Origin of the sequence: Citrobacter sp. Cb031, assembly GCF_030336725.1 — a bacterium.
GTDB classification, from domain to species: Bacteria; Pseudomonadota; Gammaproteobacteria; order Enterobacterales; family Enterobacteriaceae; genus Citrobacter; species Citrobacter braakii.
Genome location: NZ_JAOWDA010000019.1, coordinates 1 through 14,689, shown reverse-complemented (window position 1 = coordinate 14,689; position 14,689 = coordinate 1). Strand labels below are relative to the sequence as shown.

Genomic DNA, 14,689 nt, shown 5'->3' with positions numbered 1-14,689 from the left:
AAACAGATGAAGATTGCAGCCGTAACGTCTATAATCAGCGCCCCACTCAGAGGTAGAACATGACTGTAACGACTTTTTCCGAACTTGAACTCGATGAAAGCCTTCTGGATGCCCTCCAGGAAAAAGGTTTCACTCGCCCGACCGCCATTCAGGCTGCCGCCATTCCGCCTGCGCTCGATGGCCGTGATGTACTCGGTTCTGCGCCGACAGGCACCGGTAAAACGGCGGCATATTTGCTGCCAGCGTTGCAGCACCTGCTCGACTTCCCGCGCAAGAAATCTGGCCCGCCGCGCATTTTGATTTTGACACCGACGCGCGAACTGGCGATGCAGGTTGCCGAACACGCCCGTGAACTGGCGAAGAATACGCATCTGGATATCGCCACGATTACCGGCGGCGTGGCTTACATGAACCACATGGAAGTCTTTAGCGAAAACCAGGACATCGTGGTCGCCACTACCGGTCGTCTGCTGCAGTACATTAAAGAAGAAAACTTTGACTGCCATGCGGTTGAGACACTAATCCTCGATGAAGCAGACCGCATGTTGGACATGGGCTTTGCCCAGGACATCGAGCATATCGCTGGAGAAACCCGCTGGCGTAAGCAAACTATGCTGTTCTCCGCCACGCTGGAAGGCGATGCGATTAAAGATTTTGCTGAGCGTCTGCTGGAGGATCCGGTTGAAGTTTCGGCGGATCCGTCTACCCGCGAACGCAAGAAGATTCATCAGTTTTACTACCGTGCCGATGACATCGAGCACAAAACGGCCCTGCTGATCCATTTGTTAAAACAGCCGGAAGCGACCCGCTCGATTGTTTTTGTACGTAAACGCGAGCGTGTGCACGAGCTGGCAGGCTGGTTGCGCCAGGCGGGCATTAATAACTGCTATCTCGAAGGCGAGATGGTGCAGAACAAACGTAATGAAGCGATCAAACGCCTGACCGATGGTCGTGTGAACGTGCTGGTAGCAACCGACGTTGCCGCTCGTGGGATCGATATTCCTGACGTCAGCCACGTGTTTAACTTCGACATGCCGCGCAGTGGCGATGCCTATCTGCACCGCATTGGCCGTACCGGTCGTGCAGGCCGTAAAGGTACTGCGATCTCTTTGGTTGAAGCCCACGACCATCTGCTGCTCGGCAAAGCGAGCCGCTACATTGACGAGCCACTGAAAGCACGCGTCATCGACGAACTGCGTCCAACCACGCGCGCGCCAAGTGAGAAATCTAACGGTAAGCCATCCAAGAAAGTGCTGGCGAAGCGCGCCGAGCAAAAAGCGAAAGAGAAAGAGAAACCGCGGGTGAAAAAACGTCACCGCGACGCCAAAAATGTCGGCAAACGCCGTAAGCCGAGCGGAGCTGCTACCCAGCAGTCCGACAAAGAGTAAACCGAATGCCGGGCCATTTAGCCCGGCATTTTTTGTGCACAAAAAAGCGGAAGATACGTTGGCATCTTCCGCTTTCAGATTCTCTGCCAGACGGGGTTATTCCCCGTGAACCTTACAGGCTCTCAGTAAAGGTACGAGCAATAACGTCGCGCTGCTGTTCTGGCGTCAGAGAGTTGAAACGCACGGCATAACCAGAAACACGGATGGTCAGCTGCGGATATTTTTCCGGATGCTTAACCGCATCTTCCAGCGTTTCACGACGCAGAACGTTCACGTTCAGGTGCTGACCACCTTCCACACGGACTTCCGGCTGTACGTCTACCGGTACTTCACGGTATTCGATCTCACCCAGTTTGCTGACAGCAACGACTTCATCAGCATTGAAACCTGCTTTCGCAACGATGCAGCGTGCTTCGCCTTTTTCGCTGTCCAGCAGCCAGAAAGAGTTCAGCAGGTCGTCATTTGCAGCTTTAGTAATCTGGATACCTGTAATCATTTGATGCCTCCCCGGCAAAATTATTTGATCTCGGTTGGCCGTCATCCGGCCAATTGGTAAAACCATTGTTGCTTGAGTGTATATATACCCCTCACACCCCCTTGAATCTTTGATTTAAATCAATAAAAACCACACATGAAAAGTGGTGATAGGTGGATTTTATTGTTTTACATCAACTTACGCCACATGCGCAGCTAAACTTTTTACATAAATTTTCAACTATCTTTAAGGGGTAGACCCTTGAGAAACGTACAGAATTTTGCGACGTCGAAAGAAGCAGTTAAGCTAGGGGGATTGAAAATTCGCAGGAGAGCGAGATGGCCACCGAATTAACCTGGCACGATGTGCTGGCAGAAGAGAAACAGCAGCCTTATTTTGTTAACACGCTGCATACTGTGGCGGGCGAGCGTCAGTCAGGTATGACAATTTATCCGCCACAAAAAGATGTATTCAACGCTTTTCGCTTTACCGAACTTGGCGACGTGAAAGTCGTCATCCTGGGGCAGGATCCATACCACGGTCCGGGCCAGGCACACGGTCTCGCGTTTTCTGTCCGCCCCGGTATTGCCACCCCGCCCTCGTTGCTGAACATGTACAAAGAGCTGGAAGCAACGATTCCTGGCTTCACACGCCCAACGCACGGATATCTGGAAAGCTGGGCACGCCAGGGTGTGCTGTTACTCAACACCGTGCTTACCGTCCGTGCCGGGCAGGCACATTCGCACGCCAGTCTGGGATGGGAAACATTTACCGATAAAGTCATCAGCCTGATTAACCAACATCGGGAAGGCGTGGTATTCCTGCTCTGGGGTTCACACGCACAAAAGAAAGGTGCGATTATTGATGCGCAGCGTCACCATGTATTGAAAGCGCCGCACCCATCACCGCTCTCTGCGCATCGCGGTTTCTTTGGCTGCAATCATTTTGTACTGGCTAATGAGTGGCTGGAACAGCGAGGTGAAAAGCCGATTGACTGGACGCCGGTATTACCAGCAGAAAGCGAGTAAAAAAATGCCAGCGAATCGCTGGCATTTTTATTATCAGGCTTTGTTCTGACGCCACCACTCCGCGAGCAGCACGCCGGTCGCGACAGAAACGTTGAGCGTTTCTACGTTGCCCGTACCGTCTATCGCCACGCACAGGTCGTCGGCTGAGCATGCTGCTTCTGGCAGAGCCTCACGCTCACGCCCTAATACCAGCACCATTTTTTCCGGCAACGTGGTAGTAAACAGCGGCTTGCCTTTCACGCTTGAGGTCATCACTACCGTGTAACCCGCTTTACGGAAGTCGTCCAGCACATCGACAATACTGTCACCGGTGATCGGCTGAACGTGCTCAGCTCCGCCTTCAGCAGTGCGGATAGCCGCACCTGATTCCAACAGCGCCGCATCCTGTACCACTACGCCTTTCACACCGAAGTGCGCGCAGCTACGCATCATGCCGCCCAGATTGTGCGGGTTAGCAATGTCTTCCAGGGCCAGCACGCAATCCTGCGCCCCGGCCTGACCAACCCACTGCTTAACAGTGGTACCGTTACGTTTTTTGATCAGGAAACAGACGCCGCCATGGTGTTCAGTGCCGGAGGCTTTCGCCAGCTCGGCTTCGTCAACCACGTGGTAGGCTTTGCGGTTCGCCGCCATCCAGCGTAATGCTTCTTTAAAGCGCGGGGTTACGCTCTGAACAAACCAGGCGCGAACAATAGCGTCCGGACGACTCTGGAACAGAGCCTGACAGGCATTCTCACCGTAAACGCGGGTTTCTTCCGCGCGCTGACGACGTAATACTTCAGGATCGATAAAGCTTTTGCCGCTGATACCACCGTGATCGGCTTTGTCTGCTGCATCATCATTCGGTGCGCGGGACACGGTACGCCATGGTGAATCTTCACGTCCACGGTCGCGTTCTACATCGCGGCCACGACCACGTTCACGACCACGTTCGCTGTTCGGACCCTTTCTGTCATCACGGGCAGGGCGACGACCGCCTTCGGCTCGGGAAGTACCGGGGCGACCGCCGCCTTTACCAGTACGTGGATTTTGGGTGCGTTTGTCCGAGTCATCGTCACTGCGGACGTACATCACTTTGACCTTGCCGTTTTTATTCTTCAGTTCGTCGCTCATGTTTTTCTCCACCTGCTCTGCGCGAAGCGCGAAGATTACCCGATGTGCACGTCGTTAGCCATTATTTCATTTAAAAGCTAAGGACTATTGTACTCATTGAATAAAACGCATTGTTGTTTAGAACAGACTCCCCGATAATATGTAACATAATAGAAACATACTGGCGTTACTGCCGTGAAGTCCACTCCACTCATCCAGAGGTTAGTTATGAATACCGTTTGTACCAGCTGCCAGGCTATCAACCGCATCCCCGACGATCGTGTCCAGGAAGCGGCTAAATGCGGACGCTGTGGTCACGACCTGTTTGATGGGGAGGTGATCAATGCGACCGGTGAAACACTGGATAAACTGTTAAAAGACGATCTCCCGGTGGTGGTTGATTTTTGGGCCCCCTGGTGTGGTCCATGCCGTAACTTCGCCCCGATTTTTGAAGATGTCGCGGAAGAGCGTAGCGGTAAAGTGCGTTTTGTTAAAGTGAATACAGAAGCCGAGCGAGAACTCAGCGCCCGTTTCGGTATCCGCAGCATCCCGACCATTATGATCTTCAGAAAAGGTGAAATCGTCGACATGCTTAATGGCGCCGTACCTAAAGCCCCGTTTGATAGCTGGCTTAACGAATCATTATAATCTCTACGGGGCGCATCTTGTGCCCCGTTTTCACCTCTGCGACAATAGCGTTTTTCAACGTGTTCTCCCATGACCGATAACGCTGTTCTTCAGTTACGCGCTGAGCGCCTCGCGCGCGCCACGCGCCCTTTCCTTGCCCGAGGTAATCGCATTCGCCGCTGTCAGCGCTGCCTGCTGCCGCTGAAGCTCTGCTTGTGCGCAACGCTGGTGCCGTCTGAGGCCAAAAGCCGCTTTTGTCTGGTGATGTTTGATACCGAGCCGATGAAGCCCAGCAACACGGGACGTTTGATTGCCGATATTTTGCCCGATACCACGGCTTTTCAGTGGTCACGCACCGAACCGCCGCAGGCGCTGCTCGAACTGGTGAAAAATCCGGATTACCAGCCGATGGTTGTATTCCCGGCATCCTATGCGGGCGAAGAGCGTGAAGTGATTTTCGCGCCACCAGCCGGTAAACCACCGTTGTTTATCATGCTTGATGGTACCTGGCCTGAAGCGCGTAAAATGTTCCGCAAAAGCCCGTATCTTGATAACCTGCCGGTGATCTCCGTTGATTTATCGCGACTTTCCGCTTACCACCTGCGTGGCATTCACGCAGAAGGGCAATACTGTACTGCCGAAGTGGCCATCGCGTTGTTGGATCTGGCGGGCGATACGCAAGCCGCGGAGGGGTTGAGCGATCATTTCACTCGCTTTAAAACCCGCTACCTGGCAGGAAAAACTCAACATCAGGGAAGCGTCACAGCAGACTCGCCAGAAAGCGTTTAAAATCATTCGGTCACTGGTGTCATTAAGGAAGCCGATATGAGTCAGCGTGGTCTGGAAGCACTACTGCGACCGAAATCCATTGCGGTGATTGGGGCGTCAATGAAGCCTAATCGCGCAGGTTACCTGATGATGCGTAACCTGCTTGCCGGCGGTTTCAATGGACCTGTTTTACCAGTGACGCCAGCATGGAAAGCGGTGTTGGGCGTCCTGGCCTGGCCCAATATCAACAGCCTGCCTTTTAGCCCAGACCTTGCCGTGTTGTGCACCAATGCCAGCCGCAACCTGGCATTACTCGAAGCGCTTGGCGAGAAAGGCTGTAAAACCTGCATTATTCTTTCAGCTCCCGCATCGCAGCACCTGGAATTGTTGGCCTGCGCCGCACGCTACAACATACGTCTCCTCGGCCCAAACAGCCTGGGACTTCTCGCGCCCTGGCAGGGGCTTAACGCCAGCTTTTCCCCCGTTCCCATCAAGCGCGGTAAGTTGGCATTTATTTCCCAGTCAGCGGCGATTTCCAACACCATTCTGGACTGGGCGCAACAGCGCGACATGGGTTTTTCCTGGTTTATCGCGCTGGGCGACAGCCTTGATATCGACGTTGATGAACTGCTGGATTACCTGGCGCGCGACAGTAAAACCAGCGCGATATTACTTTATCTCGAACATTTAAGTGATGCCCGGCGCTTTGTCTCCGCCGCCCGTAGCGCCTCGCGCAATAAACCCATTCTGGTGATTAAGAGTGGTCGTAGTCCGGCGGCACAGCGTTTACTGCATACCAGTGCAGGGATGGACCCTGCGTGGGACGCGGCTATCCAGCGCGCCGGTTTATTACGCGTACAAGACACTCACGAGCTCTTCTCTGCGGTAGAAACCCTGAGCCACATGCGTCCACTGCGCGGCGACAGGCTGATGATCATCAGCAATGGGGCCGCGCCTGCCGCACTGGCATTAGATGAGCTGTGGTCAAAAAATGGCAAGTTGGCGACATTGAGTGAAGATACCTGCCAGAAATTACGCGATGCTTTACCTGAACATATTGATATCGCCAACCCGCTGGATCTGCGTGACGACGCCAGCAGCGAACACTACGTTAAGACGCTGGATATCTTGCTCGCCAGCCAGGATTTCGACGCACTGATGGTGATTCACTCACCCAGCGCAGCCGCCCCGGGAACAGAAAGCGCACAAGCGTTAATCGAAGCGGTAAAACGTCATCCCCGCGGTAAGTTCGTCTCGTTGCTGACCAACTGGTGCGGAGAGTTTTCCTCCCAGGAAGCCCGTAGACTGTTTAGCGAAGCCGGATTACCTACCTACCGCACGCCAGAAGGCACCATCACCGCGTTTATGCATATGGTGGAGTACCGGCGTAACCAGAAGCAACTGCGGGAAACCCCTGCGCTGCCCGACTACCTGACCACCAACACCGCCGAGGCGCATAATCTGTTACAGCAGGCGATTGCTGAAGGAGCAACGTCGCTGGATACCCATGAAGTGCAGCCGATTTTACAAGCCTATGGCTTACACACGCTGCCGACGTGGATCGCCAGCGACAGCGCTGAAGCCGTACACATCGCGGAGCAAATCGGTTACCCGGTGGCGCTAAAGCTGCGTTCTCCTGATATCCCGCATAAATCAGAAGTTCAGGGGGTAATGCTCTACCTGCGGACAGCAACAGAGGTGCAGCAGGCAGCCAATGCGATTTTTGATCGGGTAAAAATGGCCTGGCCGCAGGCGCGCATTCACGGTTTATTAGTACAAAGTATGGCGAATCGCGCTGGCGCTCAGGAGCTGCGCGTCGTCGTTGAACACGACCCGGTATTTGGCCCGTTGATTATGCTTGGTGAAGGCGGAGTTGAGTGGCGACCAGAAGAACAAGCCGTGGTGGCGTTGCCGCCATTGAACATGAATCTGGCGCGTTATCTGGTGATCCAGGGGATCAAAAATAAAAAGATCCGCGCTCGCAGCGCATTACGCCCATTGGATATCGCCGGGTTAAGTCAGCTTCTGGTGCAGGTCTCCAATCTGATCGTCGATTGCCCGGAAATTCAGCGTCTGGATATTCATCCGCTGTTGGCCTCCGCCGGTGAATTTACCGCGCTGGATGTCACGCTGGACATTGCCCCTTTCACGGGCGATAACGAAAGCAGACTGGCTATACGTCCCTACCCTCATCAGCTTGAAGAATGGGTGGAGTTGAAGAACGGCGAGCGTTGCTTGTTCCGCCCTATTTTGCCCGAGGATGAACCTCATCTGCAGCAGTTCATTTCTCAGGTAACAAAAGAAGATCTTTATTATCGCTATTTCAGTGAGATCAACGAATTTACCCACGAAGATTTAGCCAATATGACGCAGATCGACTACGATCGGGAAATGGCCTTTGTTGCGGTACGCTGTAAAAACAATCAGCAAGAGATCCTCGGCGTAACGCGAGCAATCTCGGATCCTGATAACATTGACGCCGAGTTCGCCGTGCTGGTTCGTTCAGATCTCAAAGGGCTTGGACTGGGTCGCCGGTTGATGGAAAAATTAATTGCATATACCCGAGATCACGGACTTAGACGTTTGAATGGTATTACGATGCCAAACAATCGTGGGATGGTCGCCCTGGCCCGGAAACTCGGGTTCGCTGTTGACGTCCAACTCGAAGAGGGAATTGTTGGGCTAACGCTTAATCTGGCCCAATTTGAGGAATCGTGAGTAAGGTACTGGAAATGTTGACCACATTAATAGGTACTGGTGGTATCATTACCCGCTTATGTCGTCTGCATAGCACAGAGGACCCTTCAATGAACAGAGAAGAAATGCACTGTGATGTTGTCAAAATTTAAGCGTAATAAACATCAACAACACCTTGCCCAACTACCCAAGATTTCTCAGTCAGTTGATGATGTAGATTTCTTTTATGCTCCCGCTAATTTCAGGGAGACTCTGCTGGAAAAAATAGCCAGCGCGACGCGACGGATCTGCATTATTGCGCTGTACCTGGAACAGGATGACGGTGGCAAAGGCATACTCGACGCGCTCTATGCGGCAAAACGGCAGCGTCCTGAACTGGATGTCCGGGTGCTTGTCGACTGGCACCGAGCCCAGCGCGGACGTATTGGTGCTGCGGCATCGAATACCAACGCTGACTGGTATTGCCGAATGGCACAAGAAAACCCAGGTATTGATATTCCTGTCTACGGTGTTCCGATTAACACCCGAGAAGCGCTTGGCGTCCTGCATTTTAAAGGCTTTATCATCGATGACAGCGTCCTGTACAGCGGGGCCAGCCTGAATGATGTTTATCTGCATCAGCATGATAAATATCGCTATGACCGTTATCAGTTGATTCGCAACGCGCAAATGGCCGATATCATGTTCGATTGGGTCACGCAGAACCTGATGAACGGTCGCGGCGTTAATCGTCTTGATGATATTAATCGCCCTAAAAGCCCGGAAATTAAAAACGACATCCGCCTTTACCGTCAGGAACTGCGCGATGCGTCATTCCATTTTCAGGGTGATGCGGATAATGAACAGCTCTCGGTAACGCCTCTGGTAGGCCTTGGAAAATCCAGTCTGTTAAATAAGACCATTTTCCACCTTATGCCCTGCGCGGAGCACAAGCTCACAATCTGTACCCCTTATTTCAACCTGCCCGCTATACTGGTGCGCAATATCATTCAGCTGCTGCGTGAAGGCAAAAAGGTCGAGATCATTGTCGGTGATAAAACCGCCAACGACTTTTTCATTCCAGAAGATGAGCCATTTAAAATCATCGGCGCGCTGCCCTACCTGTATGAAATTAACCTGCGCCGTTTCCTGAGCAGACTGCAATATTACGTGAATACCGACCAACTGGTCGTGCGCTTATGGAAAGATGATGACAACACCTATCATCTGAAAGGCATGTGGGTTGATGATAAATGGATGCTGCTCACCGGCAACAACCTTAACCCTCGCGCCTGGCGTCTGGATCTGGAAAACGCCATCCTTATCCACGATCCGAAGCAAGAGCTGACTCCCCAGCGCGATAAAGAACTGGAGCTTATTCGCACGCATACTACCGTCGTTAAGCACTATCGCGACCTGCAAAGCATTGCCGACTATCCAGTCAAAGTGCGTAAGCTCATCCGTCGACTACGCCGTATCCGTATCGACAGACTAATTAGCCGTATTCTGTAACCAAGACCCCGTCCAGTGACGGGGTTTTTCCTATGGAGGCAACGGTGCGCTTGTTTATTCTTTTCAGTATCCTGGCCATTTCTGGCTGCAGCCACATGGCAAACGACCGCTGGAGCGGACAAGACAAGGCTCAACACTTTATCGCCTCCGCTATGCTCTCCGCAGCTGGAAACGAATATGCTCAACATCAGGGCAACAGCCGCGATCGCAGCGCGGCTATCGGCCTGATGTTCTCTGTCAGCCTGGGCGCGTCAAAAGAGTTATGGGACAGCCGTCCCGCTGGGAGCGGCTGGAGCTGGAAAGACTTCGCCTGGGATGTTGCAGGCGCGTCTACCGGCTATGCGGTCTGGCAACTGGCACATCACTAGAGGCGCAGACCTTTCCCCTTCCCATGCAGCATCAGCGATACCAAAAATGCGACTATTGCCAGTGCTGTAACGTACCAGAAGAATGTTGTTTCCATACCGACAGACTTCAGGGATAACGCAACATATTCGGCTGAGCCACCAAACAGAGCATTGGCCACCGCATAAGATAATCCAACCCCAAGAGCGCGCACCTGTGCCGGGAACATCTCGGCCTTCAGAATACCGCTGATTGACGTATAGAAACTCACAATCAGCAAGGCACACATCACCAGAGCAAACGCCATATACGGGGACGTCACGCTTTGCAACGCTGTCAGAATGGGGACGGTGAAAATCGCGGCCAACGCGCCAAAACACAGCATTGAAGTACGTCGGCCAATTTTATCTGACAAGGCACCGAACAACGGTTGCACTAGCATAAACACACACAGTGCCGCCGTCATAATCCCACTGGCTACGTTGGCATGCATACCGGCAGTGTTAACCAGGTACTTCTGCATGTAGGTTGTGAACGTGTAAAAACAGAGCGAGCCAGCAGCGGTAAAGCCAAGCACCATGATGAAGGCTTTGCGATTACGCCACAGACCTTTCAGAGAACCAGCTTCTTTCAGCGCGCGAACGTCCTGTTTCGAGGTTTCATCCAACTGTCGACGCAGCCATAACGCAACAATAGCCAGTACGGCGCCCAACGCAAATGGAATACGCCAACCCCACGATCTTAGCGCTGAGTCTTCTAACGTTTGCTGTAATATGACCACAACCAGCAGTGCCAGTAACTGCCCGCCGATTAACGTCACGTACTGGAAGGAAGCATAAAAACCTTTCTTACCTTCAACTGCTACTTCACTCATATAGGTAGCGCTGGTCCCGTATTCACCACCGACAGACAGCCCCTGAAATAACCTAGCCAGCAGCAATAGAGCAGGAGCCCAGGTACCGATGGTTTCATATCCCGGAAGACAAGCGATCACCAGCGATCCCATACACATCATACAAACTGACAGCAGCATCGACTTTTTACGCCCGTGCTTATCCGCGATGCGACCAAACAGCCAGCCGCCAATCGGTCGCATCAGAAAGCCTGCAGCAAAAACTCCGGCTGTTTGTAAGAGTTGCGTGGTGGTGTTTCCTGATGGAAAAAAGATATGAGCAAAATAGAGAGAGCAGAAAGAATAGATATAGAAATCAAACCATTCGACCAGATTCCCTGATGATGCTCCGACAATCGCCCATATACGACGCCGAGTATCGCCGTCTGCCAGCGCCCCGTTCTCAGTTACACTGCTATCAGCCATTAGAATTGTACCCCTGCCAACGATTGCATTAATTTATCAATGGTGGTTGTGTATTTTTTGGTGAAATAAATGTTATATAATTGTTATAATTTATTATGAGAGAAAGATCACGGTTTTCATTAGCAGAGAAAGGATTCAGATATGTTCGAGAAAGAGAAAAATCGGTTTGAAATAGAGTGGGCTTTTATGGGCTGGATAAAATGGTACGCTGCATCCGGCAGTTCCATTCTCTGCAGACGCAAAAAAGCCCATCCGGCAGGATGGGCTTCTTCACTTGTTTGATGCCTGGCAGTTCCCTACTCTCGCATGGGGAGACCCCACACTACCATCGGCGCTACGGCGTTTCACTTCTGAGTTCGGCATGGGGTCAGGTGGGACCACCGCGCTACAGCCGCCAGGCAAATTCTGTTTATCAACACGCTTTTCGCATGTCGATGTAATCTGTAATCAAGCTGAATTTCGATGTCTCATCCGCCAAAACACCTTCGGCGTTGTAAGGTTAAGCCTCACGGTTCATTAGTATCGGTTAGCTCAACGTATCGCTACGCTTACACACCCGACCTATCAACGTCGTCGTCTTCAACGTTCCTTCAGGACCCTTAAAGGGTCAGGGAGAACTCATCTCGGGGCAAGTTTCGTGCTTAGATGCTTTCAGCACTTATCTCTTCCGCATTTAGCTACCGGGCAATGCCATTGGCATGACAACCCGAACACCAGTGATGCGTCCACTCCGGTCCTCTCGTACTAGGAGCAGCCCCCCTCAATTCTCCAGCGCCCACGGCAGATAGGGACCGAACTGTCTCACGACGTTCTAAACCCAGCTCGCGTACCACTTTAAATGGCGAACAGCCATACCCTTGGGACCTACTTCAGCCCCAGGATGTGATGAGCCGACATCGAGGTGCCAAACACCGCCGTCGATATGAACTCTTGGGCGGTATCAGCCTGTTATCCCCGGAGTACCTTTTATCCGTTGAGCGATGGCCCTTCCATTCAGAACCACCGGATCACTAAGACCTGCTTTCGCACCTGCTCGAGCCGTCACTCTCGCAGTCAAGCTAGCTTATGCCTTTGCACTAACCTCCTGATGTCCGACCAGGATTAGCTAACCTTCGTGCTCCTCCGTTACTCTTTAGGAGGAGACCGCCCCAGTCAAACTACCCACCAGACACTGTCCGCAACCCGGATCACGGGTCTACGTTAGAACACCAGCCATTAAAGGGTGGTATTTCAAGGTTGGCTCCATGCAGACTGGCGTCCACACTTCAAAGCCTCCCACCTATCCTACACATCAAGGACCAGTGTTCAGTGTCAAGCTATAGTAAAGGTTCACGGGGTCTTTCCGTCTTGCCGCGGGTACACTGCATCTTCACAGCGAGTTCAATTTCACTGAGTCTCGGGTGGAGACAGCCTGGCCATCATTACGCCATTCGTGCAGGTCGGAACTTACCCGACAAGGAATTTCGCTACCTTAGGACCGTTATAGTTACGGCCGCCGTTTACCGGGGCTTCGATCAAGAGCTTCTCCTTACGGATAACCCCATCAATTAACCTTCCGGCACCGGGCAGGCGTCACACCGTATACGTCCACTTTCGTGTTTGCACAGTGCTGTGTTTTTAATAAACAGTTGCAGCCAGCTGGTATCTTCGACTGATTTCAGCTCCATGAGTAAATCACTTCACCTACATATCAGCGTGCCTTCTCCCGAAGTTACGGCACCATTTTGCCTAGTTCCTTCACCCGAGTTCTCTCAAGCGCCTTGGTATTCTCTACCTGACCACCTGTGTCGGTTTGGGGTACGATTTTGTGTTACCTGATGCTTAGAGGCTTTTCCTGGAAGCAGGGCATTTGTTACTTCAGCACCGTAGTGCCTCGTCATCACACCTCAGCGTTAACAAGACTCCGGATTTACCTGGAATCTCCGCCTACATGCTTAAACCGGGACAACCGTCGCCCGGCTAACATAGCCTTCTCCGTCCCCCCTTCGCAGTAACACCAAGTACAGGAATATTAACCTGTTTCCCATCGACTACGCCTTTCGGCCTCGCCTTAGGGGTCGACTCACCCTGCCCCGATTAACGTTGGACAGGAACCCTTGGTCTTCCGGCGTGCGGGTTTTTCACCCGCATTATCGTTACTTATGTCAGCATTCGCACTTCTGATACCTCCAGCAACCCTCACAGGCCACCTTCAACGGCTTACAGAACGCTCCCCTACCCAACAACACATAGTGTCGCTGCCGCAGCTTCGGTGCATGGTTTAGCCCCGTTACATCTTCCGCGCAGGCCGACTCGACCAGTGAGCTATTACGCTTTCTTTAAATGATGGCTGCTTCTAAGCCAACATCCTGGCTGTCTGTGCCTTCCCACATCGTTTCCCACTTAACCATGACTTTGGGACCTTAGCTGGCGGTCTGGGTTGTTTCCCTCTTCACGACGGACGTTAGCACCCGCCGTGTGTCTCCCGTGATAACATTCTTCGGTATTCGCAGTTTGCATCGGGTTGGTAAGTCGGGATGACCCCCTAGCCGAAACAGTGCTCTACCCCCGAAGATGAATTCACGAGGCGCTACCTAAATAGCTTTCGGGGAGAACCAGCTATCTCCCGGTTTGATTGGCCTTTCACCCCCAGCCACAAGTCATCCGCTAATTTTTCAACATTAGTCGGTTCGGTCCTCCAGTTAGTGTTACCCAACCTTCAACCTGCCCATGGCTAGATCACCGGGTTTCGGGTCTATACCCTGCAACTTAACGCCCAGTTAAGACTCGGTTTCCCTTCGGCTCCCCTATTCGGTTAACCTTGCTACAGAATATAAGTCGCTGACCCATTATACAAAAGGTACGCAGTCACCCCATAAAGAGGCTCCCACTGCTTGTACGTACACGGTTTCAGGTTCTTTTTCACTCCCCTCGCCGGGGTTCTTTTCGCCTTTCCCTCACGGTACTGGTTCACTATCGGTCAGTCAGGAGTATTTAGCCTTGGAGGATGGTCCCCCCATATTCAGACAGGATACCACGTGTCCCGCCCTACTCTTCGAGTTCACAACACATGCACTTTTGTGTACGGGACTATCACCCTGTACCGTCGGACTTTCCAGACCGTTCCACTACCACACATGCTGATTCAGACTCTGGGCTGCTCCCCGTTCGCTCGCCGCTACTGGGGGAATCTCGGTTGATTTCTTTTCCTCGGGGTACTTAGATGTTTCAGTTCCCCCGGTTCGCTTCATTACGCTATGTATTCACGTAATGATAGTGTGACGAATCACACTGGGTTTCCCCATTCGGAAATCGCCGGTTATAACGGTTCATATCACCTTACCGACGCTTATCGCAGATTAGCACGTCCTTCATCGCCTCTGACTGCCAGGGCATCCACCGTGTACGCTTAGTCGCTTAACCTCACAACCCGAAGATGTTTCGTAAAACACTTCAGTGTTGCGAAAATTTGAGAGACTCG

General features: G+C 52.4%; 11 protein-coding genes and 2 rRNA genes. 8 read left to right on the top strand and 5 right to left on the bottom strand.

Annotated features, from left to right (window positions below; translation table 11 throughout):
• Positions 1 to 59: 59 nt before the first annotated feature.
• Complete coding sequence (gene srmB / locus OGV93_RS01345) at positions 60 to 1,388, top strand: ATP-dependent RNA helicase SrmB (RefSeq protein ID WP_016157176.1); 1,329 nt, start codon at positions 60 to 62, stop codon at positions 1,386 to 1,388.
• 112 nt (positions 1,389 to 1,500) lie between these two features.
• On the opposite strand, the gene grcA is transcribed toward srmB, so the two are convergent.
• Entirely contained in the window at positions 1,501 to 1,884 is a 384-nt protein-coding gene (gene grcA / locus OGV93_RS01340; protein WP_003037563.1) for an autonomous glycyl radical cofactor GrcA, read from the bottom strand.
• A 317-nt stretch (positions 1,885 to 2,201) separates the two neighbouring features.
• Between grcA and ung the strand changes: the two genes are divergently transcribed.
• On the top strand, positions 2,202 to 2,891 hold the full coding sequence (ung, locus tag OGV93_RS01335; protein ID WP_016154055.1) for a uracil-DNA glycosylase: 690 nt from the start codon (positions 2,202 to 2,204) through the stop codon (positions 2,889 to 2,891).
• A 33-nt stretch (positions 2,892 to 2,924) separates the two neighbouring features.
• Here ung and OGV93_RS01330 read toward each other — a convergent pair whose 3' ends face one another.
• Entirely contained in the window at positions 2,925 to 4,004 is a 1,080-nt protein-coding gene (locus OGV93_RS01330; RefSeq protein WP_016157178.1) for a tRNA/rRNA methyltransferase, read from the bottom strand.
• A 207-nt stretch (positions 4,005 to 4,211) separates the two neighbouring features.
• Between OGV93_RS01330 and trxC the strand changes: the two genes are divergently transcribed.
• The 5 genes from trxC (at position 4,212) to OGV93_RS01300 (ending at position 9,934) form a co-directional block, all read left to right on the top strand.
• Positions 4,212 to 4,631, top strand: a complete 420-nt coding sequence (gene trxC / locus OGV93_RS01325; RefSeq protein WP_003037559.1) for a thioredoxin TrxC — start codon at positions 4,212 to 4,214, stop codon at positions 4,629 to 4,631.
• A gap of 69 nt (positions 4,632 to 4,700) precedes the next feature.
• On the top strand, positions 4,701 to 5,399 hold the full coding sequence (gene tapT, locus OGV93_RS01320; RefSeq protein WP_019077411.1) for a tRNA-uridine aminocarboxypropyltransferase: 699 nt from the start codon (positions 4,701 to 4,703) through the stop codon (positions 5,397 to 5,399).
• A gap of 36 nt (positions 5,400 to 5,435) precedes the next feature.
• Complete coding sequence (locus OGV93_RS01315; protein ID WP_016157179.1) at positions 5,436 to 8,096, top strand: bifunctional acetate--CoA ligase family protein/GNAT family N-acetyltransferase; 2,661 nt, start codon at positions 5,436 to 5,438, stop codon at positions 8,094 to 8,096.
• 114 nt (positions 8,097 to 8,210) lie between these two features.
• On the top strand, positions 8,211 to 9,566 hold the full coding sequence (gene pssA, locus OGV93_RS01305) for a CDP-diacylglycerol--serine O-phosphatidyltransferase (protein WP_003835350.1): 1,356 nt from the start codon (positions 8,211 to 8,213) through the stop codon (positions 9,564 to 9,566).
• 44 nt (positions 9,567 to 9,610) lie between these two features.
• Positions 9,611 to 9,934 carry a YfiM family lipoprotein gene (locus tag OGV93_RS01300; protein WP_016157180.1) on the top strand — a complete coding sequence of 108 codons (324 nt, stop codon included), beginning with the start codon at positions 9,611 to 9,613 and terminating at the stop codon, positions 9,932 to 9,934.
• On the opposite strand, the gene OGV93_RS01295 is transcribed toward OGV93_RS01300, so the two are convergent.
• Positions 9,931 to 11,229, bottom strand: a complete 1,299-nt coding sequence (locus tag OGV93_RS01295; RefSeq protein WP_016154060.1) for an MFS transporter — start codon at positions 11,227 to 11,229, stop codon at positions 9,931 to 9,933. The two genes, OGV93_RS01300 and OGV93_RS01295, sit on opposite strands and share 4 nt — an antisense overlap.
• Before the next feature lie 141 nt (positions 11,230 to 11,370).
• Between OGV93_RS01295 and OGV93_RS01290 the strand changes: the two genes are divergently transcribed.
• The gene (locus OGV93_RS01290; protein ID WP_160289483.1) at positions 11,371 to 11,511 is read left to right on the top strand and encodes a hypothetical protein; all 141 of its coding nucleotides are present in this window, start codon (positions 11,371 to 11,373) and stop codon (positions 11,509 to 11,511) included.
• A 1-nt stretch (position 11,512) separates the two neighbouring features.
• Here the strand turns inward: OGV93_RS01290 and rrf are convergent.
• Together rrf and OGV93_RS01280 are read right to left on the bottom strand one after the other, a co-directional pair.
• Positions 11,513 to 11,628: ribosomal RNA gene (gene rrf / locus OGV93_RS01285) — 5S ribosomal RNA — on the bottom strand.
• Between the two features lie 96 nt (positions 11,629 to 11,724).
• A 23S ribosomal RNA gene (locus OGV93_RS01280) occupies positions 11,725 to 14,631 on the bottom strand.
• Between the last annotated feature and the right edge of the window lie 58 nt (positions 14,632 to 14,689).